Below are 22,160 nucleotides of genomic sequence, written 5' to 3'. Positions count from 1 at the left end.
AATTCAAACTAATCAAAGTATTATAAATGATGAGTGATAAGAAATAGAAGGATATCAAAAGGGGAAAAATTTAAACACTTAATAAATAGGATAAGGAGACTCTAAATCCAAAACAAAAGGATCAATATCGAGCCATGCAGGGAACTTTTCACGCATCCTTTCCAGTGGAGCTTTTTCTATAGCTACAACCCGTAGAGTTTCTTCTTTTGGAGGGCAAATAGCCATCTCCTTGCCTCGAGAATCAATCAAGACCGAATCTCCCGTATAGACAAAGTTTTCTGGGTCTACACCAACTCTATTGACCCCGCAGACATAAGCAATATTTTCCATTGCACGTGCTTTAAGCAAAGTGCTCCAAACCACTCGACGTGCTTCTGGCCAGTTTGCCACATCTATAAGCAAATCATACTCGTTGGCTTTGTTACGACACCAAACAGGGAATCTCAAATCGTAGCAAGCTATCAATAGAATGCGCCAACCTCGATAAGTAAAAATAGAACGCTCTCTTGCAGGAGAAACAGATTTTGACTCTCCTCCCATTCTAAAAAGATGACGTTTATCCTGAAAAAACGTCTCTCCATCGGGGGTAATTATATAGGCTCTATTGTAGAACTTATCTCCATCGGCTACTAATATCGAAGAAACAATTGCGACATTCGTTTCTTTTGCTATTTCTTGAATACGGCCTATCGAAGGACTGGGCAAAGGTTCTGCAACCCTTTTAACATCCATCGAAAACCCTGTAGTCATCACCTCTGGAAAAACAATCAAATCTGCCTGCTGACGAGCAGCCTCCAGAGATTTTGCATGGATGACCTCCAAGTTTTTAAGGGGTTTTTCCCAAGCAATATCCACCTGTGCCAAAGCTATCTTCAGAGTTTCACTAATCATTGTTATTGGTATACTCTATAAAATTCTGTGGATATTTAGCTTGCTTACTTGAGTATAGGCTACGTATATAACAGACATCCGCTTCTTCATTACCTGTCGGATAAAAAGTAGCAAATATTCCAACTTCTTTTTGAGCAAAATCTATACGAGCTAATTGAATAGGAACGCCTGCTTGTAGGGCAATTCTATAAAATCCACTTTTCCATACTTCTACAGGTTTACGCGTTCCCTCTGGAGTTATTGCTACAGAAAAGACATCTCTCTTTTGAAAGAGGCTTACCATAGTATTAACCACTTCCCCTTTTCGGGAACGATCAATCGGAATCCCCCCCACAGCCTTCAAGAAAAAGCCTAAAGGGAAAAAGAATAACTCCTTCTTCATCATAAAGGATGCTTTGCGTCCAATAGAACTATAGTAAAGTTTTCCTACAAAGAAATCAGCGTTGCTCGTGTGAGGGGCTACGCATATAACACTTTTCTTAGGATTATCGGGGGGAAATATCAACTTCCACCCCATTATCCTAAGCAATCCTTTCGCGATAAAGTTCAATGTTTCTTAGTTTATATTTTTCTCCAATAATTTCTCTATAGACTCCTCAATCTCCTCAACTTCGTCATTGAATTTTTCCTGTAAATTCTTATAGTACTCTTTCACTGAAGTAGAGTTTTTGGTTCCAATAGCATGAGAAACCTTTGTTACTGTTTCTACACTGAGGGCTACAGTACGACATAAAAGAGACTCTATTTCTGAGAAACTATCTTCTCCCAGTATGTTATATAAAAGCAAAATATCGTCTACTAAATAAGTAGTTATCTCTTTTATTCCTTTTTTCAAATTTCTCTTCGAAGCCATAATCATTTTTATTTTATTGTTTTTGTACTCTACAAACTTAGGTATTATTCATTACCTATTCTCTACGTTCTTCTTCAAAATCTACGTATTCGCCTTGATCTTTATCGAAGCGACGAAGGTTAACTTCTTCCATATCGACCTTTTCTCTGGGAGCAGAAGAAGCACTCTTTTTCCTTTCTTTCTGCGATGAGTTTGCTTTGAAAGGAGGGACAAAAAGCCCTAACAGAGCCGAAAAAATCCTCCCCCCTATAAGTAGAAGCAGAAAAAGAATAAAGAGCAATAGAACTAGAATCAACATCATTTATCTATCTTGTTTATCTCTCATTACCATAGAACCAATGAAGTAGCAAAGTATAACGGCACTAACTCCACCCCATCCCCATAAGCGACCGAAAATAATTCCCAGCAAGACTAAAAACAATCCCAAAAAAGCCTTTCGTCTGTCTTCTCTACTTGCGATAGGGAAATGAATTTTAAAGCTCAATAAGGGTATTTCGGCAACCATAGCCCACCCAGTCAGGAGAAGAAGGAAGTAAATGGGTATAACTAAAGTAACTGTAGTTAGATAGTCAGAAAGAGAGGGTAATATAGATACTATACCTATCCAAAAAAGAGCACAAGCAGGAACTGGTAAGCCTATAAAACTCGTAGTTTGTCTGGTATCATTATTAAACTTGGCAAGGCGGTAAGCTGCAAAAAGAGCTATTACAAAAGAGGGAAGAGCCCAGAAAAAACAACTTTCTCCTCCTCTCATCATAATGTATTGGAAAAGTAGAAAAGAGGGAGCGACTCCAAAACTTACAACATCGGAAAGAGAATCCAAATCTGCTCCTATATTGCTCTGTGCTCCTAATAAACGAGCTATTAGCCCATCAAAAAGATCAAAAACACCTGCTATAACAATCATCCATGATGCGGTTTCCAAATCGCCCTTAGCAAGAGAAAAATAGATAGCCAAACACCCCGAGAATAAATTCATCAAGGTTATAAAATTGGGAATAAAAGCCTTTATTCTATTCATGACGAACAACCTACATTGAAGGTAACTTCCCTAATACAGTAGTATTTCCTTTGACCTTCACGCCTGGCTTCAAATAAATTTCTGTGCCCAAGGGAAGATATAAATCTATACGAGAACCAAATTTAATGAACCCGATAAAGTCATTAATGGTCACTTGGTCATTTTCTTCGGGATAGGTTACAATACGACGAGCCACCGCACCTGCAATCTGTCGTTCCAAAATCCTATGCCCCTGTGGGGTCTCTATTATTACAGCAGATCGCTCATTTTCCACACTACTTTTGGGCAAATAAGCTTTCAAGAAATTTCCCTCTGCATGCCCTACAAACTTTACCACCCCATTGCAACAAAACCAGTTAGCATGCACATCGAAAATAGACATAAAAATAGAAACTTTCAGACATCTTTCTCGAAAATATTCTTCTTCAAAAGTTTCCTCTACAACCACCAACTCTCCATCGGCGGGCGCTACTAACACACCCTCTTCATTCACGGCAGGGTTGTAACGGTGTGGGCTTCTAAAAAAATTCAATGCCAACCCCATTAAAACAATTGAAGCAAGCAAAACAACCCAAAATACTAGCCAGTGAGCATAAAAGAAAGCTGTTATACAAGCAACAACAAAAACGAGGAAGAAACTTATAAGGATACCTACCCCTTCATGGTGAACTTTTATCATCTCAAAATATGTCTTTCCACTTCAAACAACACAAAAATAACCTATTCTCGCCATACTATTCTCTTTTAGCTCTTGAAACAGTCGTTTATCTTCTTCCAAAAAGGTATTGCTACGCTCTCTGTACCACAAAATTCTTAACTGACTTTATAGACTCTCATTTTGGCACTACGAGCACGAGAATTTACCCTTATCTCCTCTTCGGAGGGGAGTATAGGCTTTCGCGTCAAGGCCTCTATAGGATTCTTTGAAAGCCCATACACGGAATGGAGTACATCTTCCGTATTGTCCTTTCCTTTACCCCAATCCTTAACAATACGATCCTCCAAAGAGTGATATGTAAGTATGACAATGCGCCCTTCGGGAGCTAATAATCGCTCAGAGGAAGAAAGCAAAGTACGCAAAGCTCCTAACTCATCATTAACTTCTATACGAAGTGCTTGAAAAAGCTGACTCAACTTTTTTCTTCGCTGCTGTGCATTAGCTGGAAGCGTAGGCTCTATACGATTTATAACCTCGCTTAAAGTCTTATAAGAACGTACATCTGTAGACTTACCAACAAGAAGAGAAGCTATTTTTCGGGCATCTCTTAGCTCTCCGTAATAGTAAAAAAGATCGGCTAAAGCCTCTTCGGAATATGTATTAAGTATATCTGCAGCAGTTACCCCAGATCTGTTGTTCATACGCATATCGGGTAAAGCCTCTTCATAACGGAAACTAAAGCCCCGATCTGCAGTGTCAAAATGATGAGAAGAAACACCTAAATCGGCTAAAATCCCATCTACATGAGCTACCCCATAGTAGGCCATCCACTGGCTTATATGTCTAAAATTAGAGGCAATAAAAACACATCTATCATCTTTGGGCACATTTGCAATTGCATCGGGATCTCTATCAAAACTATACAATACCCCCCGAGGGCCTAATGCTTGAAGAATAGTTTGTGTATGGCCTGCTCCCCCCATAGTAGCGTCTACATAAATCCCATTAGGGTCGGAAATCAAAGCCTCCACAGCCTCTATACGCAACACAGGCAAATGATAAGTCGTATTATTTTCTAAATCATACATATCTCTGTAAGACACAAACTATACTCTCTTAAAAATAGAACAAAATATAGCAAATCTATAAGCCGGGTTCTGTACCGTAAAAACGGTGCTTGTCATTAATCTAGACCATGCGTCACCGCATAGCTCAAGCGATCTACCCCCCGATAGAGGACGAGCCACCCTCACAAACATCGGTATACTTGATCTTACAACCCATAAGGTGTACGGCAAAGGGCATCACTACCCCTTCCGGTGAGCTCTTACCTCACCTTTTCACCCTTACTTCACCGAAATGAAGCGGTCATTCTCTGTTACACTACTCCCTTTGTCCCAACTATTTCATCCGAAATAAAAAAGGAGAAAGAGCTTCCCGTTAGGAAGTATGGTGCTCTATGTTGCCCGGACTTTCCTCTCTCCGCCATTCAAAAGAACATCAGACAGCGACAAGCCGATTTGCTATACTTCTTTCTATAATTATCTATCTATTCCCTCTCCAACAATTCTTACTTAAAGAAACGTCAAGTAGTAATCTCTACTTTTTGCGTGGGAGGTTCACTCTCATTGCGTAAAGCTACTTGCTCTATCACTCTATCTGCTAAACCCGCAAAGTAAGAAGCTAAAAGCGACTCCTCTCTGGCAGCGACAGGGACTCCAGTATCGCCCCCTTCACACACTCCTTGTACAAGAGGTATTTGTGCCAAGAGGGGCACATTAAGTTCCTCGGCAAGACGCTTTCCACCTCCATTACCAAAAATGTAATATTTATTTTCTGGCAACTCTGCTGGAGTAAACCAAGACATATTCTCGACAATACCTAATATAGGTACAGAGACTTTGTCCGCTGTAAACATATCAACTCCCTTGCGAGCATCTATCAAGGCTATCTCCTGAGGGGTGGTTACTACAATAGCCCCCGTTATACCCACTGTCTGTACCAGGGTCAAGTGAATGTCGCTAGTACCAGGAGGCATATCAATTAAGAGATAATCCAACTCTCTCCAAAGGGCATCTTTGATGAGCTGTCCTAAAGCATTTGAAGCCATCACTCCACGCCATACTAGAGCTTTATCGGCATCTACAAAGAACCCAATAGAAAGTAGCTTTATACCATGCATCACCTCTACAGGGACAATTTTATCTCCCTCTGGAGTCTGTTCGGCTATGGGGCGAGCCTCTTCACAGCCAAACATTTTGGGCATGGAGGGACCATAGATATCGGCATCCAGCAAGCCCACCTTATAGCCTTTTCTTGCTAAAGAGACAGCCAAATTGGCTGTAAGAGTGCTTTTTCCCACCCCTCCTTTTCCAGAGAAAACTGCTATAATATTACGAACATCTTCCAAAGGATTTTCCTTAACCTCTGGTTTGGGAGCTTCGAAAAGAGCTGTTATGTTCCCTTTTATCTCTGCCTCGGGAGAAGCATAAGTAAGGATAGCCTGTTCGGCAGCCTTAATAAGGGATTTAGAGAAAGGATCGTTCGCTTTCGGGAAACGAATCGAAAATGAAACTTTCATTCCCTCTATTCGTATATCATCCTGCACCATACCCGAGGAGACAATGTCTTCTCCCGTACCAGGGTAACGCACATGCTTGAGGGCATCCAATAGCAAAGAAGGATATAAATGTGTCATAACTTTTCAAACAACAATTCGGTTTTAATAAACAAACGGCAAAAGAGGTATTTTTATCCCCCTCTCAAGAGTTTGGTATCACTCCCCCTTTCGTGGGCTGATACCCCCTTGGAGCACTGTGATAGTCATCATGATCGGGCTCTTCCGCTGGTTCTATAAAAGGAGAAAGTCTATCTGTAGGCAGGTACCAAGATAAATATTTGATACTCTTACCCCGGCTGAGCCATTGACGCTCAAACTGCGTCTGTATGTCAGGTATCTGCTTTAGAACCTCCCCTCCGTCTCCATAGAGATCGGCAGTGTCAAGTATTACAGGGATCTCATTGACCTGCAACAAACTCTTTGCATAAGCATACAAAAAGGGGCTATCTGTTTTGAGGTGAATACGACCATTAGAGCGTAATATCTTCTTGTAAAGGGAAAAAGCCATAGAAGATACCAAACGAGCTCTCGTTTTGTTCATTTGCGGGTCGGGGAACGTAATCCAAAGTTCGTCGACTTCTCCTGGAGCAAAAAAGCGTTCCAGTAAGTTTATATCGGTTCTCAGAAAAGCCACATTCGTATACCCTTCTCTCTCTGCAATCGTAGCTCCACCCCAAATTCGCGCCCCCTTACGGTCAATACCAATATAGAGTCTTTCCTTATCCTCTCGAGCCAACTCTACTGTATACTCCCCTCTTCCACAACCAAGCTCCACGACAATAGGCTTTAGGGAATGAAAGAAGTTCTCCCTCCAAGAGCCTCGATAGGGAAACCCCTCCGCCTCTAAACGGGCGTAGGGATACTGCAATACGCATTTATAGGTGTCGATATCGGCAAATTTCTTGAGTTTATTCTGTCCCATAGAGGTCTATTATGAAGCAAACTGATATCTTTTTACTCCTCCTCTACCTCGTTGAAACCGCAAAACTCCATTTCGGCCTCTACCACCTCCAAGACTTCTTGTTCGGTATATTCTCCTATTTGGTCTCGAGCAGCATTTTTGATTATAAAATCTGCTATATCGTTTAAATCGATAGAAACAAAACTTTCATCAGACTCTTCCTCAAACTCTTCAAACACACCTCTGCTTTCGTAGTACTCTGTTATAAGATCCAAGAAATAGTAAATCTCATCATCTGAGAGTTTTTTAGCAAGAGGTTCGCTGATTTTCGTACGGATAAAAGAGACAGCCTCGGTATCATCGTACTCAAAAGGTTCATTATTTGGATTGTTATTCATAAACAAATATGCAACAAAGATTACTACTTATTCTTTTTTGTATTCAAGGTTCTTATTTGCACCCTTACCTTTCGTAGAGGAGCAGACGGATCGTTTACCAATAAAGATACATTAGTAGCAAACTCTCTCCCCCCACCCATCTTTTGGGTATCTATAGTATAGTTTATGCGGCCCTTTTTAGAGGCTTTTATTTTAGAGTCAAATGAGTTGATTTTAAGGGCATCGTCTCCCGAGATAACTCCATAGACCAATAAGTCTCCCTCTCCCACGTTATCCAGCTCCACAAAACCTTTAAAAGAAGCACCTGGCTCTATTACGCCCAAATCGTGATAGGTGTTCAACTCTAACTTTGGAGACTTTTCTGTAGGCAATGAAGAGCGTTGTAAAAAAGGCATTGTAACGCGTACGCTTCCCTTACTCTCCACATTATTCTGATCCAATACTTCTATAACGATATCACCCCGATAGATATTAGGGCGCTTCGTCTCGGGCATCTTGGGGGTTATCTCCAATTCTTCGGGCTCTTTTGAGGAGAGTACGAATTCTTTTTTATCAAAACTCAAAAAAGAAGGAGCCTTTACCACTTTTACTCTTAAATTTTCAGGAGCAGTATTCAACAGTTGCAAGCGGATAGGAGTTTGATTCCTCTCCGTTGTAACGGAGAAAAAGATCTCTTCACTGCTCAGCTTAAGCTCACCTATCGAGTGGGAATACTTCTTAGAGCTTCCTCGCCCCAGTTGGGTAACAATACCTTTTACAACCGCTTTTGCAACTCTATTGGCATTTGAATAAATACGTACGGTGCGCACAAAAGGTCCAGGCCTTCCAACAGGATTGTAAACGACTTGTACACTCCCCTGTTTCCCTGGGGCAACTGCCTCTTGTGTATAGGAAGAGGTGGTACAACCGCAATCGGTAGTTACTTGTGTAATAACCAAAGGGAGAGTGCCCTGATTGGTAAACGAGAACGTAGCAGTAACCATCCCCCTCTCTTCTGCAATATTACCAAAATTATACACAGAGTCTGTTAGCACCAATAGAGGGGCTTCCTTCTGTGCATACAAAGAGGTCACTTGCCCCCAAAGAAGAAACAAGCCAACAATGTATAGAACTCTACTTTTTACCATTACCAAGCTAAACTTTAGCTACCGTACAACTATAAAAAGAAATCCAACTCAATAAAAACAGAGAAGAACCTCCAATACCATTCCCCTAAAGAGACCTGTATTAAGAAGTTCTTCCCGTATGTATTAGATACACTTATTACTCTACTACACCTTTAATACGAAGAGTAAAAGCACCATCTTTTCCGTTACTATACACAGCAATTGTTTTAACAAACTGTCCTGGACGACCTGCGGGATTGTACGTAACCTTTACGGGTGTTTCCTTACCTGGAGCGACAGGTTCTGTAGAAAATTCAGGGGTTGTACAACCGCAAGATGCATTGATACGAGTGATTACAAGAGGAGCTTTGCCCACATTCTTTATCTTGAAGGTATAGGAAACAGGCCCGTTAGCCTCCTTTATAGATCCAAAATCATACTCAACAATCTCTGCACTGATTACGGCACCAGTTTCTTTCTTCTCATTCTGTGCCCACACTCCCAATGTAAAAAGGAAAGTAAAAAGGGCTAATAATGTTGCTTTTTTCATAACTGTACTTATTGTTACACGTAATAAAAACTTCTTTTCCAATAAGGCTATTTTCTTAATCAAACAGTAGTAACACTGACTAAGAGCCATCGCAAATATACAAACAAATCTGTTAGTAGTATTCTATCTTCCCATAAAAATAGCAATCAAAACATGCCTAAAAAGCGAAAAACCCCGCACGACTCGATGTAGAGCGCACGAGGTTTTTTTAGTTTCGGAGCTCTCAAGCCAAGCCGACGAGAGAGCTATTTTGAAATTCCTACTACTTCTTAGTCCAAATAAGCTGTAAGCATCCAGATTTCTTTCTCTTGCTCCGCCAAGAAATCCCCCATGAGCCCTACTGTTACTTCATCACCCGCTTCAGCTGCTGCGTTTAAGGTTTCTCTTTCGAGAGCCATTAAAACTTTGTAGTTTTCCAATATCTCGGGCAAAATTTGAGAAGCATCTGTCATTTGTGTCGTTTCCTTGATTTTGCTTTGACCGATGAGTACACTCATTCTATTCTCTGGAGTTGCCTCCAATTGTAACAGACGCTCTGCAATTTCATCAATTTTCTCTGCAGTTGCATCGTACCACTTTTCAAATTGCTCGTGCAACTGATAGAAAAGAGGACCACGCACATGCCAGTGATAGCCACGAAGGTTATTGTAATAAACCTGATAAGAAGCCAAAAGAGCTTCTAAACCTGCAACAACTTCCTTCAAATCTTTTGAGTTCAAACCTGTGATGGAAAAAATACTATTCTTCATAATCTTTTCTTTGTTTAATTGTTTTACGCTAGCAAAGGTAGGGCTAAAAAAAGAAGAAAAGAAACTATTATCACAATACATCAATAGATAAAAACTATACAGACAAACCCTCACATTCCGTTCGTTCCCACATTGCACCCCAACAATCCATTTTAGAGGCTTCTAATAAGCTTCACCGACAGAACTAAATTACAATAAACAAGAGAGAGGGATATATCTTTGTAGTAGTAAATACTTCCTACTGATGTACGACTTTAGTAAAATAGAGATTCCCGAAGGTGCTCAGCAAGTAGTACTACACACCTGCTGTGCCCCCTGCTCTTCGGCTATAATCAAAGCCCTACAAAGCAGAGGGGTAAGGGTTATCGTCTTCTTCTACAATCCCAACATACATCCCATAGAAGAGTACAATCGCAGAAAGGCAGAGATTGTACGTTACGCTCAAAGCAATGATATCCCCTTTTTCGACGGAGATTACGACGCAGAACAGTGGTTTGAGCATATTAAGGGATACGAAGAAGCTCCTGAGCGAGGAGAGCGTTGTGCCCGATGCTTTGAGCTCAGACTCATGAAGACAGCAGCCTTTGCACAGGCCATGGGCGTACGTTATTTTGCAACCACATTGGCCTCCTCACGTTGGAAATCTCTTACTCAGATAGAAGCAGCTGGTCGTAAAGCCGAGTCTACATTCGAGGGAACTTGCTTCTGGCACCGCAATTGGCGTAAAGATGGACTACAAGAATTACGTCAACAAATCATTTTACAGGAGGGTTTCTATAACCAGACCTATTGTGGTTGTGTTTTTAGCCAAGAGAGTGGAGAGCGAAAAAAGAGGCAGCAATAATACATCAAAGAACGTATATAGTCTCAATGCTTCTAAGAGAAAAATCAAAAGCACCCCGACAAAAACAGTTTTCGACCTGAGAAATTCTCTATTTGCAGATTGCATATATATATTTTCAGGTTGCATATACATATATTTAAGTTGAATATATATATTCGCAATCTGCAAATAAAGAATTCCTCATTAGCTAACAACTTTATAGATAGGAGTAAATCACTTTTAGCCAAAGTCTTATTGATTTTTCAGAAAACCCTAAAAAGTTCTTCTTATAATACTCCTACTATCTCTGATTTGTATTCTCTTCCTTTTCCTCTCTTTCTCTGCACTATTGGGTAAAGAGTTTTTTCGCCACCTCTACGAGTTTTGTCAGTCTGTACTGGAAGAACTTGCATCAAGGATCAAAGAAAAAAGAACTTTAGCCTGAGTAAAAAACTCTTCCTATTTTTGCCATAGATAAGTCCTCTGCACTATTTTCTTTTCTGCATCAGTTGAGAGGCTACAACAAGTTGGCACTTTCCTTTTTAATTTAAAGAATAGGGGAGAAGAGACTATAAATATCAATGAAGACAAAAAGAAATTACATTTAGCAATCTCTATCGAAAGAAATATGCAGAGAGATCGAGAGAAAAGTTTTCCTGTACACGGGACAAATCTTCGGGACTCTTAACACCCTCATCTATTTTAGGTTTAACAACATAAAAACAACTATAGTAATGAAAAGAATTGTAGTACTTACAGGGGCTGGTATTAGTGCAGAAAGTGGCATCTCCACCTTTAGAGATAGTGATGGATTGTGGGAAAAATATCCCGTTCAACAGGTAGCCTCTATCGAAGGGTTTAGAGAAAACCCTCAACTGGTATTAGATTTCTACACCATGCGCCGTAGAGAATTGCTAAAATGCTCTCCCAACGAAGCCCATAAAACCTTAGCTCGTTTAGAAAAGGATTGGCACGTTGACATCATCACTCAGAATGTAGACAATCTTCACGAGCAGGCTGGCAGTAGTCGGGTACTACACCTGCACGGAGAACTCATGAAGAATTGCTCCGTAGCTAATACCCAGAAGACTTATCCCGTTGACCCTGAAAAGTTGGCAATTAGCGTGGGCGACCTTGCCCCCGATGGGCATCAGTTGCGTCCTTTTATTGTTTGGTTCGGAGAGGCTGTCCCTATGATGGAACCCGCCATAGAACTGGCTGAAAAAGCAGATATCTTTATCGTCATAGGTACCTCTCTCAATGTATATCCTGCTGCCAGCCTGCTACGGTACACTCCCCGACAAATCCCCATATTCATTATTGATCCTAAACCTGTTCAGTGCCCACATGGGCTGAATATAGAGTTCATTCCTACAGTAGCAACAGAAGGAATTAAAATTTTAGAAGAAAAACTTCGCCTACTCCAATAAGAGTAAAGCGTAGCAGCGCAATGTTTCCTCGGCAAACATATTATAAGGGGAGCTTACTTTGCCGAAGAACACGCTATAATCCAACGGTAATCCAAAATAATAATTGAGGCTTTTAGCTCCATTTTGAGAACTAAAAGCCTTTTTCTACCCCAATAAAGTCATAATACTCCATACATTATTTGGATTTTTACAAATATCCCTATCTTTGTGTAGAGAGTTTTTGCAACACCAGGATTAATTCAAAAATTATTTTAGTTATGAGACCAGCAAAGTTATTATCCTTAAGCCTGCTAACAGTATTTACCCTCTGTTTACAAGCACAATCGTCTAAAGTAGAAGTCCTCCGTGTAGGCATACCCTGGTCGCCTCAAGGGATATCCCCCAATGGGAGATTCATTTCTGGAACAAGACAGTATGAAGAGGCCTATTTCTATGATACCGAGACTAAAAAACTACACACCCAAGCGTGTCAATCTGGAACGTCACAGCTCGTTTTCTTCGATGTAAGCGATGATGGCACTGTAGTAGGCAAAACAGATGATGGGCACCCTGCTACCTATAAAAATGGAAATTGGACCTTACTTCCCACCCCCTCGGCTCCTTTTGGCGATGCCTCTGCGGTTTACATAATAAACTCTGATGGTAGCAGAATATTAGGGCAAGTAGCCATTAAACCCGATGGAGGCAAACCCTATGAAGTAGTTCCCTCTCTTTGGGAACGTGTAGGGGAGAACGAATGGAAACACACCGCCCTTCCCGTACCCCCAAAAGATTTTTTGAATGAAGGAGCTCCTCAATTCGTCTCCCCTCGTCAAATGTCTGAAGATGGTAAAACCATAGTAGGTTTAATAATCAACCAAACGGGGAAATATATGATGCAGATCTTGTACGAACGTCAAGAGGATGGAAGCTGGGAATATAGTCTGCCATTTCTCTCTGTCTTCTGTGACATGAGCAAATACCAAGAGCTAAAAGCGTTGGAGCCCGATTTCAAAAAAATGGTTACAGCTAAGCCTGGTTCTCAAGAGTACTTCCAGCAAATCGAATCCTACAATAAGGCATTTGCTAAATGGGATTACATGATGAAAACGAACTGGCTAACAGGAAACGAAGTGCTAACTCTTCCTATACTCATGAGTGAAAACGGGAAATATATAGCCTCGGCTTGGATGAAGAATACATATAGTTACGAAGAAGGAAGTATGGAGGTTCAAAAAAAACAGGAATATCACCCAACTCTGTACAATATTAAAGATAAAACTTTCACCCACTTTCCCGCACTAAAGGGCTACGCTCCCTTAGGAGTTACCAATAAAGGCAATATGATATGTACAGACAATATTCACATCTATATTATAGATGTCTCTCAACCCGATAAAGTGTACAAAATGCCAGATTGGATCAAAGAGAAATACAATGTCGATATAATGGCATTTCTGCCTGAAAACACTAAATACATGAAGTCTCCTATCATCAATGGAGAAGGTAACTTGATTGCTTGTAAATATATCACGGCTCACCCCGATAATTCGCTCGATTTACAAGATATATTTTGTGTTCGCATTACGAACGATGTTGCCGTAGAAAAAGTGGAACAGAACAGTCTAAAAGTACACCCCAATCCCACCAAAGGAATTGTAAAAATAGAGGGAGCTACTCCATCAAAGGAACTTAGAGTTATGAGTATGCAAGGGGAGTTACTACTCTCTTCTCAAACAGACTTGTTGGGCAATGGTACTATCGACCTTACTCCTCTGGCATCTGGAGCATATTTAATTGGTGTAAAAGGAGAGAAAAGCACTGTTTTGATTAAAGAGTAATACTACTATTCTTGCTCAACATCGGGCATAACAAAAGTGAGTATCTCAAAAAACACGTATCGGGGCTACAGATAGTGTTTAGTTCTCTCGTAGCTCCGATACACATAGCATTTGAGTTTTCCAAGTTACCCTCTTTAAGAGGCTCCACCCCCAAATAAAGTAGGAGCTTTGAACGTTGGCAGATTAGGACGATTTACATAATTTCGTACAGGGAGCAAATGTAGTATATATTTTTTCAAGGTGAGGAATAGAATTAGGACCTTTCATATTACTGCTTTCATGGCAGGTGTACTTTGTCTATTACTGATTATTTCTTGTAGAAGACAAAACACATTCAAGATTTTTGGAGAAGTTTCGAGCCTATACGCAAAGGAAAGAAGTCGTGTATATCTTTCTTTCGACAACGATGCCCCAATAGACAGTACTACAATACAAAGAGGGCATTTTTTCTTTCAAGGAAAATACAAGGATTCTCTAAGCCTCCGCACAGCCTACATAGATTTTGAAGCAGGTGGCTCCGAACCCATAATTATAGAGGCAGGCGACATAACTCTTCGAGTGCCGAAGTATACCTCTGGGACACCTCTTAACAGAGCATTCACGGCTTTTAGAGAAAGTATCGACAGCGTACGAGGGGCGCACCATGGGAGACTATACGCTCTACGAAAAAAGAACGCGATACGTGCCTCTGGAGAGAAATTCTTAGACTCTCTCTATACAGAAATGCAACAAGAGATAGCAAAAGTGGGGCTCGAATTCATCGCACAGCATCCCGAAGATTTGGCAGGGGGACTTGCACTTGCAGAATTACTTCGCAATACCGCTGGTACCCTTTCGGTAAAAGATATTGAGCCCATAGTTCTGAAACTTGAGCCCATCATCGAACGCAACGAGGTTATAAGAACGCAGTTAGAACGTTTTAAGAACCGCTCCAAGACGGGACACGGCAGTCGATTCATCGATTTCGAGGGGGTTAATTTGTACAATCAGAGAACCTCTCTTTCCGATTACACAGGCAAAGGAAAGTATATTCTACTCGACTTTTGGGCATCTTGGTGCGTTCCTTGTCGTAAAGTATTTCCAGAGCTTCTGGAGTTGGAAGCCGCTTGTAACCCCAATAAGTTTCAAATCGTTGGAGTCTTTGTTTGGGACTCTCGCGAACATCTGAAGGAGGAGTACAACACATCTCCCGAAGCCTTTCCTCTCATTATAGACGAGAACGACATTTCCACATTTACCTATGGAATCGATTACCTCCCCGAGTTTATCCTTTTTGATCCAGAAGGGTATATTATTAGAAGAGGCTTATTGGATGAAAAAATGAAGCAGTTGATTCTCGAGTTGGCATCCAAATAATAACTATGGAAAGACTTTTCACCTACGACGACAATCATTGGATGCGTTTAGCCCTACAAGAAGCCCGCTTAGCCTTTGAACAGGGAGAGGTACCCATAGGCGCAGTAGTCGTAGCCAATAATAAACCAATAGCCCAGACGCACAACCAAGTAGAACTTCTAAAAGATCCTACGGCTCACGCCGAGCTACTTGCCATAACGGCAGCAACGGAAGCATTAGGGGGTAAGTATCTTACCGACTGCACTCTCTATGTAACCTTAGAACCATGTATTATGTGTATAGGAGCTCTACGTTGGGCACAAATAGGGCATATTGTCTACGGAGCTTCTGATCCAAAGGGAGGCTATAATCGGTGGGCTCCCTTAGCTCCTCACCCCAAAACAAAGATCACCGCAGGCATTTTGGAACGAGAGGCTCAGAAACTGCTCACAACATTTTTCCAACAACGAAGGTAAAAAGGGCGGGTAGAGGTGTTTACTAAAAATCATCTCACAATATTAGGTTTATGATTTTTGTCTTTGCTATTTGTGTATCTTTGTAAACAGTTTTTGAATTCTATACTTAGCCAATAAGGGCTACGGAGCTATACAATATGAACAATTGGTACGAATGCAAGGTCCGTTATGAACGCTTAGCCGATACAGGACTATCCAAAAAATCTTCCGAGAGCTACCTCGTAGATGCTTACTCTGTTACCGAGGCAGAAGCCCGCATCATAGAGGAAGTAACCCCTTTTGCTTCTACGGGAGAGGTTATGATTAGCAGCATTAAGCGAGAAAAGTTTGCAGAGCTTTTCCTTAGCACAGAAGACGAAGATGACAAATTCTATCGTTGCAAAGTATTATTTATCAGTTTGGATGAAAAAAACGGAGTAGAGAAAAAGACCCCTGTGACAATGATTGTCAAAGCCTCTTCTCTACTTAAAGCGGTCAATAGACTTGACAAAGAGATGAGTACTTCTATGACCGATTACTCTATAGCTTCTGTGGTAGAAACAAACATCATGGATGTTTTTTCTTTAGACCTCTCTAAGTAGCAATGATTCAAGAGCGTATCAACGAAGTAAAAGCACTGCTTCCCAACGATGTTACTCTCGTTGTGGTTACCAAAAACCATACTGTGGAAGAAATTTGGGAAGCATACAATGCAGGAGTTCGAGACTTTGGTGAAAATAGGGTGCAAGAACTCATGAGCAAAGTAGACAAGTTGCCCAAAGATATTCGCTGGCATCTAATAGGCTCTTTACAACGTAATAAAGTCAAATATATCGCCCCTTTTATCCATTGTGTACAGAGCGTAGACTCTTTAGCACTGTACGAAGAAATCCTCCGAAGAGCTAAACTGTCCAACAGGTCTATAGATTTCCTCCTCGAAATACACATTGCCCAAGAAAATACTAAGGCGGGGCTACCGATTGAGGAATTAGAGGCACTTATTAAAACGCTATTGGGGCGAGAGGAAGATGCTCCCTATATGAAACTCAGAGGGCTCATGACAATGGCAACGAACACCGACAATAGGGAGGAGATTGTAAGTGAATTTCGCAAAGCAAAAGAGATTTTCGACTCCCTGAGAGGAGGAATTATGGCCCATCACCCCGAGTTTGATACCCTATCTATGGGTATGAGTGACGATTGGCACTTGGCTGTCAATGAAGGGAGTAATATGATCCGCATCGGATCTTACATTATGGGAGCACGCTCCTACTAAGGATAATCATAAGAAAGAACTAAAGAGAGAAGAATATATGATAGATTTAACTTCCAACTATGCAGGTATAACCCTGCGTAACCCGATTGTAGTAGCGAGCTCGGGCTTAACAAACTCTGCCAAAAAGATCGAAGAACTTGCGGCGTCTGGTGCAGGTGCTATTGTACTTAAGTCTCTTTTTGAAGAGCAAATCGATTCTTTGTCTGCATCATTGTCTCAGGCAGGAGATTATCCAGAGGCTGTTGACTACATTTCAGAGTATGTTAAGGCTAACGAAATTGGGAAGTATCTTGACCTTATACGCGAAGCGAAAAATCGGGTACAGATACCTATCATCGCAAGTATTAACTGCTATAAATCTGGTGAATGGACCTCTTATGCTCGCCAAATAGCAGAGGCAGGAGCTGATGCTATCGAGGTAAATATTATGCGTTTGGAGGGAGACATAAAAGCAGACGCTTCTACCCTTATTGAGAGTTATGCCTCTATCGTAAGCGGTATAGCCCAAGCTGTTTCAATACCCATACAAGTGAAGTTGGCAAAATACTTCTCATGTTTGCCCGCTTTGATTGATCGCCTACGTCAAGTGGAAGCTTCGGGTGTTACTATTTTCAATAGAACCTACCAAATGGATATCAATATTGAGACAGAGTCCATCACGGGAGGAGAAGTGTTTACTACTCCAGAGTCTCTACACGACACCCTACGTTACACAGGTATTATTGCGGCTAAAGTGCCCCAACTCCCCATATCTGCCTCAACGGGAATACATGACTACGAGGCTGTTATTAAATGTATAATGGCAGGAGCTTCTTCTACACAAGTTTGCTCGGCTCTATACCAAAAAGGTGCTGGCTATATACAAGTGCTGTTGGACGGTCTAACCCAATGGATGGAAAGAAAGAAGTATACTTCACTCGGAGAGTTTAGGGGGAAACTCAAAGCTCAAGATGAAGGCGACGGCACGCACTACATGCGTATGCAGTTTATGAAATACTTCTCCAACAAAGAATGAACTCATTATCAAAAAAGCCTTGGAAGAGCGAGCAACTCCCCCGAGGCTTTTTGTTTTTCATTCTGTTCTCAACATGGTAACATTATGGCCGAAAGTTTCTTATTAGCATCATGAAAAAGAGAATATATAAAGCCCTACTGCGGCGAGCTTTTATCTGTACAGGCTTAATCCCTTTACTACTCATTGTAGGCTGTAAAAACTCCGATGCCCAATCAGAGAATAAAGAGGCTGTTTCTACAACTCTCTCCACACAAGACAGTACGACCCATAAAGAGATTGAAATAGCTTTTCCTGCTCCTGAGATCCCCCTAACACTTCAAAAGGCAGAGGAGAAGGCTCTATACTACGTTGAACACTTTTGGGACAACTGTGACTTCAATCAAAAAACTCTTTTAGCTCACCCCGAACGTTTAGAGCAGTCACTGGTAAACCTATTGGGAGTGGCCCTCTATTTCCCCGTAGAAAAGGTAAAAAAATCGCTTATCTATCCATTGGAGCAGTCTCAAGACTCACTTTTTATCTTCTTCCAAAAACAGTATGAGCGATATTTACACGAGCCACAATCGCCCTTTTTCAACGAAGAATACTATCTGCCTATCATGGAGTGGCTAGCAGAGACACCTAAGATAGACCTTGCCACACAAGAAAAAACTAAATATACTACTCGCTTGATGAGGCGTAACCGTATAGGGCACGTAGCAGAAGACTTCAACTTCATAACGCTTGACAGTACTTCTTATCACCTGAGTAAATTTAGAGACAAAGTAACCCTACTAATGTTTTACTCTCCTGGATGTCACAGTTGCCAAGAGGTGGTGGAGCAAATGAAAACGAGCCGTGATCTGGCACGACTGGTACAAACTAAAAAAATCAACCTTCTTTTCATAAACGCCGAGGATGATTGGGCCGAGTGGAAGCGTAGCCTCGAAGAATTACCTCCCTTTGGAATTGTCGGATTCAACCATGACGGCAAAGTGAGCAACGTACCTCTTTATGATCTTAAATATAGCCCTACTATGTATTTACTCGATATAGGGGGGAAAGTACGCCTTAAAGACGCCTCTTTTGAAAGCATTATGGAGCAAATAAAGAGTTTGTAAAATCTCTTCCTATCCTCTTTGAGCAATTCTTTTTGGTGTCTTCACAACTCTAAGGAGGGAGAGAAAACTGCTTGATTCTTATAAAAAAAGTCCTACCCTTTCTAACAAGAGTAGGACTTTATCGTATCTAAACGACATTTTTGAGCCCGTATAAAGATCTCTACATACTAAACATTCACCAAACTAACAGGCCTATCTTTCAAGAAAAAGCCTAATATATTATCCGACATTTCCCGAGCCATTGCCACTCGTGCATCGTAAGTCTGAGTACCCACATGGGGGGTCATAACAACGTTTTCTAAAGACAACAATTGCTCATCGGGTCTATCGGCATCCTCAAACACATCCAAACCAGCCCCTGCTATCCACCCCTTTTCCAAAGCTTGTATCAAAGCTTTTTCATCAACAACAGCCCCACGAGCCGTATTTATTAGAAGGGATGTCTTCTTCATCATATGCAAACGCTTCTCATTGACCAGATGATGAGAATCTTTGTTATAGGGCATATTAAGGGATAAGACATCAGACTCTCGAAACAAATCATCAAGAGAAGCATAGGTTACATTCAGGTCTCTCTCTAAATCTGCAGCAAGTCTGTGGCGACTGTAATAAACCACACGCATACCGAAGGCTTGACAACGAGATGCAACAGCCCGTCCAATATTGCCTAACCCCACAATTCCTACTGTTTTTCCCAATAAATCAATACCCAAACCATCCAATCGGGAGGGCTTGAATGTACGCCCCTTATGACGCATCGTCCTATCCCACTCTGCCACACGACGAGAGGCAGAAAGCATCAAGGCCAGAGCCAACTCTGCAGTAGGAGCTACCACACTTTTGGGCGTATTAGATACTGCAATTCCCTTAGATTGGGCATACTCTACATCTATATTATTATATCCAACAGCGTAGTTAGCAATCAACTTCAGGGAGTGCCCCGCATCAATAATTTCTTTTCGTACAGGGATATCAAAAACCGAACCGAGGGCCAAACAATCTGGCAGTAACTCCACAATCTCTTCTTGAGAGAAATCTCTACCCTTTGGAGGGCGTAGCAGCTGAAAATGTTTTTCCAACTCTTCGAACCCCTCTATTACGGTATCGAAAGCTATTAGTATCTTCTCTTTTTGCATAACCAATAAATCGTGATTGAGACAAAGGTACAAAATCGCGCTCCAAAAGAAAAATCAAGAAAAAAGAGCGAAAGTATTGTAGTTTTCAAATAATAGTGTACCTTTGCAGTGCTTTTGAGAGGGACGAATACTATAAATCGTTTATCGATAAAGTATCGGGGTGTAGCGCAGTCCGGTTAGCGCACCTGCTTTGGGAGCAGGGGGTCCTGTGTTCGAATCACAGTACCCCGACAAAGTTAAGAAGAAAGCACTTCCTTTTTACAAAGGAGGTGCTTTTTTTATTGGGAGTATATCAAATCAATACGACAAAAACTACCGTACAATGGGGCAAACCAACATTATACAGTAGTCTTAAGTTTAGTAGCTATAAAACACCTTCGCTCTGCATCTGCAACGAATAGATTTATACAGCCTCCAAAGAAGTAAAAGAAGAGGGTATTCCCCTTCTTCAGAGATTAAGAACGAATACGATCGTCAAAAGCAGAAAGTGCTGCCTTTGCCCCTTCGCCCATAGCGATAACAATTTGCTTATAAGGTACTGTTGTACAGTCTCCTGCAGCATATATGCCAGGAGTTGCCGTGCGACAAGAAGCATCTATTATAATCTCGCCTCTCTCATTCGTAGCAACAAGATCCTTTACCAATTGGGTATTGGCAGTAAGTCCTATTTGTACGAAAACTCCGTCTAAGGCTATTTCTCTTTCTTCGCCCGTATTTCTATCTGTAATAGATATCGCAACGACCTTTTTACCATCGCCCTTTACCTCTTTTGTTGCGGTGCTAAGCAGTACCTCTACGTTGGGAAGCTCGCGCACCTTTTCTTGAAGCACGTTGTCTGCTTTGAGCACATCTAAGAACTCAACGACTGTTACATGCTCACAGATACCAGCCAAATCTATTGCAGCTTCGAGCCCAGAGTTTCCACCTCCTACCACAGCGACGCGTTTACCTTTGAAAAATGGTCCATCGCAGTGTGCACAATAAGCTACTCCACTACCCGTATACTCCACTTCGCCTGGCACACCGAGTTTACGCCAAGAGGCTCCTGTGGCTACAATGAGGGCAGGTGCCAAGAAAGACTCTCCCGAGGAGGTACGCACATAAGAGATACCCTCTTTTTGCTCTACAGAAGACACGGTTCTCGCCTCGTAAAGAGAGATATTGTTACCCTCGGCATGGGTCAAGAGGTTTTGTGCTAATTCTGCTCCCGTTATGTAGGGTACAGATATTAGATTTTCAATACCCACAGTTTCATTCACCTGTCCACCGATACGCTCTGCAACGACAGCCACTTTCAACCCTTTACGAGCAGAATAGATGGCAGATGAAACTCCAGAGGGACCACCTCCTAAAACTAAGAGGTCGAATTCTTTCACCTCATCACTGGCAGCCTCTGTAGCATCGGAGCCATAGTTTTCTTCCAACTTATTGAGCAAAGTAGCCAAATCTCCTCTACCCACGTGAAGCACTTTATCCCCCGCCATAACACAAGGAACAGAGGCAATTCCCAAACGCTCCACTTCATCGGGGAAGAAAGCTCCATCCACCATAGTATGTGTGATATTAGGATTGAGAATGGATATTAAGTTCAAAGTCTGCACCACATCGGGGCAGTTGGTACAACTCAAGGAGACATAAGTACGCAAATCTATCGTTCCTTTGATGGCTTTAATACGACGTTGAATACCCTCATCGGGAATATTCTTACCAATACCGTCAATATTTAGGATGGCAAGAAGTAGAGAGGTAAATTCGTGCCCTCCAGGTATACCTCGAAAATGTACTCCAGAAGGCTCTCCTTCTACAAGGAGGTCAATAGAAAAACCCTCTCCCTCTTCGTAGGAAACGGATAGTTGTGTCGCAGTAGATGCTATTTGTTCCAGCATATCCTTCGCATCCTGATAGGAAGGATGTGTGGGTAGGGTTCGCAGTCGCAGTGTATATTTTTTCTTTAGTGGAGCAAAGTAATTGCCCACCTGCACTAAGGTATCTTTATCAAACATATGAAGTCTTTATTTGCTTG

24 protein-coding genes, 1 tRNA gene and 1 other RNA gene are annotated in these 22,160 nt (G+C 41.5%); 10 read left to right on the top strand and 16 right to left on the bottom strand.

Going from position 1 to position 22,160, the window contains the following annotated elements; translation table 11 throughout:
* Positions 1-78 precede the first annotated feature (78 nt).
* From B5D06_RS00790 to B5D06_RS00725, 14 genes are all read right to left on the bottom strand, one after another.
* Entirely contained in the window at positions 79-891 is an 813-nt protein-coding gene (locus B5D06_RS00790; RefSeq protein ID WP_078736125.1) for a nitrilase family protein, read from the bottom strand.
* Positions 884-1,408, bottom strand: a complete 525-nt coding sequence (locus tag B5D06_RS00785; protein ID WP_078736124.1) for a 1-acyl-sn-glycerol-3-phosphate acyltransferase — start codon at positions 1,406-1,408, stop codon at positions 884-886. Before B5D06_RS00785 ends, B5D06_RS00790 begins: the two co-directional genes overlap by 8 nt.
* 39 nt (positions 1,409-1,447) lie before the next feature.
* Complete coding sequence (locus B5D06_RS00780) at positions 1,448-1,744, bottom strand: hypothetical protein (RefSeq protein ID WP_143742539.1); 297 nt, start codon at positions 1,742-1,744, stop codon at positions 1,448-1,450.
* 55 nt (positions 1,745-1,799) lie between these two features.
* The gene (locus tag B5D06_RS00775; RefSeq protein ID WP_078736122.1) at positions 1,800-2,045 is read right to left on the bottom strand and encodes a hypothetical protein; all 246 of its coding nucleotides are present in this window, start codon (positions 2,043-2,045) and stop codon (positions 1,800-1,802) included.
* Positions 2,046-2,765, bottom strand: coding sequence for a CDP-diacylglycerol--serine O-phosphatidyltransferase (gene pssA, locus B5D06_RS00770; protein WP_078736121.1), 720 nt, complete (start codon positions 2,763-2,765; stop codon positions 2,046-2,048).
* 10 nt (positions 2,766-2,775) lie between these two features.
* A complete protein-coding gene (locus B5D06_RS00765; RefSeq protein ID WP_184227851.1) occupies positions 2,776-3,441 on the bottom strand; it encodes a phosphatidylserine decarboxylase family protein in 666 nt (221 codons plus the stop codon).
* A 137-nt stretch (positions 3,442-3,578) separates the two neighbouring features.
* Entirely contained in the window at positions 3,579-4,511 is a 933-nt protein-coding gene (gene rsmH, locus B5D06_RS00760) for a 16S rRNA (cytosine(1402)-N(4))-methyltransferase RsmH (protein WP_078736119.1), read from the bottom strand.
* A gap of 42 nt (positions 4,512-4,553) precedes the next feature.
* Positions 4,554-4,950, bottom strand: an RNA gene (gene rnpB, locus B5D06_RS00755) — RNase P RNA component class A.
* A 58-nt stretch (positions 4,951-5,008) separates the two neighbouring features.
* Positions 5,009-6,121: an Mrp/NBP35 family ATP-binding protein gene (locus B5D06_RS00750; protein WP_078736118.1), complete on the bottom strand. Its 1,113-nt coding sequence runs from the start codon at positions 6,119-6,121 to the stop codon at positions 5,009-5,011.
* 64 nt (positions 6,122-6,185) lie between these two features.
* Positions 6,186-6,965 (bottom strand): tRNA (guanosine(46)-N7)-methyltransferase TrmB, encoded by a 780-nt coding sequence (gene trmB, locus B5D06_RS00745; protein WP_078736117.1) that lies wholly within the window; start codon positions 6,963-6,965, stop codon positions 6,186-6,188.
* 32 nt (positions 6,966-6,997) lie between these two features.
* Positions 6,998-7,342, bottom strand: coding sequence for a hypothetical protein (locus B5D06_RS00740; RefSeq protein ID WP_078736116.1), 345 nt, complete (start codon positions 7,340-7,342; stop codon positions 6,998-7,000).
* Positions 7,343-7,365: 23 nt separating this feature from the next.
* On the bottom strand, positions 7,366-8,469 hold the full coding sequence (locus B5D06_RS00735) for a DUF1573 domain-containing protein (protein ID WP_078736115.1): 1,104 nt from the start codon (positions 8,467-8,469) through the stop codon (positions 7,366-7,368).
* Positions 8,470-8,605: 136 nt separating this feature from the next.
* Positions 8,606-8,998, bottom strand: a complete 393-nt coding sequence (locus B5D06_RS00730; protein ID WP_078736139.1) for a DUF1573 domain-containing protein — start codon at positions 8,996-8,998, stop codon at positions 8,606-8,608.
* Between the two features lie 269 nt (positions 8,999-9,267).
* Positions 9,268-9,747, bottom strand: coding sequence for a Dps family protein (locus B5D06_RS00725; protein WP_078736138.1), 480 nt, complete (start codon positions 9,745-9,747; stop codon positions 9,268-9,270).
* Between the two features lie 244 nt (positions 9,748-9,991).
* On the opposite strand from B5D06_RS00725, the gene B5D06_RS00720 reads away from it, so the two are divergent.
* The 9 genes from B5D06_RS00720 to B5D06_RS00680 all read left to right on the top strand — a co-directional run bounded on the left by B5D06_RS00720 (position 9,992) and on the right by B5D06_RS00680 (position 19,001).
* Positions 9,992-10,591 carry an epoxyqueuosine reductase QueH gene (locus tag B5D06_RS00720; protein WP_078736114.1) on the top strand — a complete coding sequence of 200 codons (600 nt, stop codon included), beginning with the start codon at positions 9,992-9,994 and terminating at the stop codon, positions 10,589-10,591.
* Between the two features lie 713 nt (positions 10,592-11,304).
* Entirely contained in the window at positions 11,305-12,000 is a 696-nt protein-coding gene (locus tag B5D06_RS00715) for an SIR2 family NAD-dependent protein deacylase (protein ID WP_078736113.1), read from the top strand.
* Between the two features lie 257 nt (positions 12,001-12,257).
* Positions 12,258-13,820 carry a T9SS type A sorting domain-containing protein gene (locus tag B5D06_RS00710; RefSeq protein WP_078736112.1) on the top strand — a complete coding sequence of 521 codons (1,563 nt, stop codon included), beginning with the start codon at positions 12,258-12,260 and terminating at the stop codon, positions 13,818-13,820.
* Between the two features lie 279 nt (positions 13,821-14,099).
* Positions 14,100-15,176 carry a TlpA disulfide reductase family protein gene (locus tag B5D06_RS00705; RefSeq protein WP_078736111.1) on the top strand — a complete coding sequence of 359 codons (1,077 nt, stop codon included), beginning with the start codon at positions 14,100-14,102 and terminating at the stop codon, positions 15,174-15,176.
* A 5-nt stretch (positions 15,177-15,181) separates the two neighbouring features.
* Positions 15,182-15,631 (top strand): nucleoside deaminase, encoded by a 450-nt coding sequence (locus B5D06_RS00700; protein ID WP_078736110.1) that lies wholly within the window; start codon positions 15,182-15,184, stop codon positions 15,629-15,631.
* A 137-nt stretch (positions 15,632-15,768) separates the two neighbouring features.
* Positions 15,769-16,212 (top strand): DUF4494 domain-containing protein, encoded by a 444-nt coding sequence (locus B5D06_RS00695; protein ID WP_078736109.1) that lies wholly within the window; start codon positions 15,769-15,771, stop codon positions 16,210-16,212.
* A gap of 2 nt (positions 16,213-16,214) precedes the next feature.
* Positions 16,215-16,886, top strand: a complete 672-nt coding sequence (locus B5D06_RS00690; protein ID WP_078736108.1) for a YggS family pyridoxal phosphate-dependent enzyme — start codon at positions 16,215-16,217, stop codon at positions 16,884-16,886.
* A gap of 37 nt (positions 16,887-16,923) precedes the next feature.
* Positions 16,924-17,901 (top strand): dihydroorotate dehydrogenase-like protein, encoded by a 978-nt coding sequence (locus B5D06_RS00685; protein ID WP_078736107.1) that lies wholly within the window; start codon positions 16,924-16,926, stop codon positions 17,899-17,901.
* A 110-nt stretch (positions 17,902-18,011) separates the two neighbouring features.
* Positions 18,012-19,001: a DUF5106 domain-containing protein gene (locus B5D06_RS00680; RefSeq protein WP_078736106.1), complete on the top strand. Its 990-nt coding sequence runs from the start codon at positions 18,012-18,014 to the stop codon at positions 18,999-19,001.
* 167 nt (positions 19,002-19,168) lie between these two features.
* On the opposite strand, the gene B5D06_RS00675 is transcribed toward B5D06_RS00680, so the two are convergent.
* Positions 19,169-20,137 (bottom strand): NAD(P)-dependent oxidoreductase, encoded by a 969-nt coding sequence (locus tag B5D06_RS00675; RefSeq protein WP_078736137.1) that lies wholly within the window; start codon positions 20,135-20,137, stop codon positions 19,169-19,171.
* A 156-nt stretch (positions 20,138-20,293) separates the two neighbouring features.
* Here B5D06_RS00675 and B5D06_RS00670 point away from each other — a divergent pair.
* Positions 20,294-20,368 (top strand) — tRNA-Pro (locus tag B5D06_RS00670).
* Positions 20,369-20,592: 224 nt separating this feature from the next.
* On the opposite strand, the gene ahpF is transcribed toward B5D06_RS00670, so the two are convergent.
* Positions 20,593-22,140 carry an alkyl hydroperoxide reductase subunit F gene (ahpF, locus tag B5D06_RS00665; RefSeq protein WP_078736105.1) on the bottom strand — a complete coding sequence of 516 codons (1,548 nt, stop codon included), beginning with the start codon at positions 22,138-22,140 and terminating at the stop codon, positions 20,593-20,595.
* Positions 22,141-22,160 lie beyond the last annotated feature (20 nt).

The organism is Porphyromonas circumdentaria (assembly GCF_900167105.1).
Classification (GTDB): Bacteria; Bacteroidota; Bacteroidia; order Bacteroidales; family Porphyromonadaceae; genus Porphyromonas; species Porphyromonas circumdentaria.
This window is presented reverse-complemented; position numbering and strand designations above follow the sequence as displayed.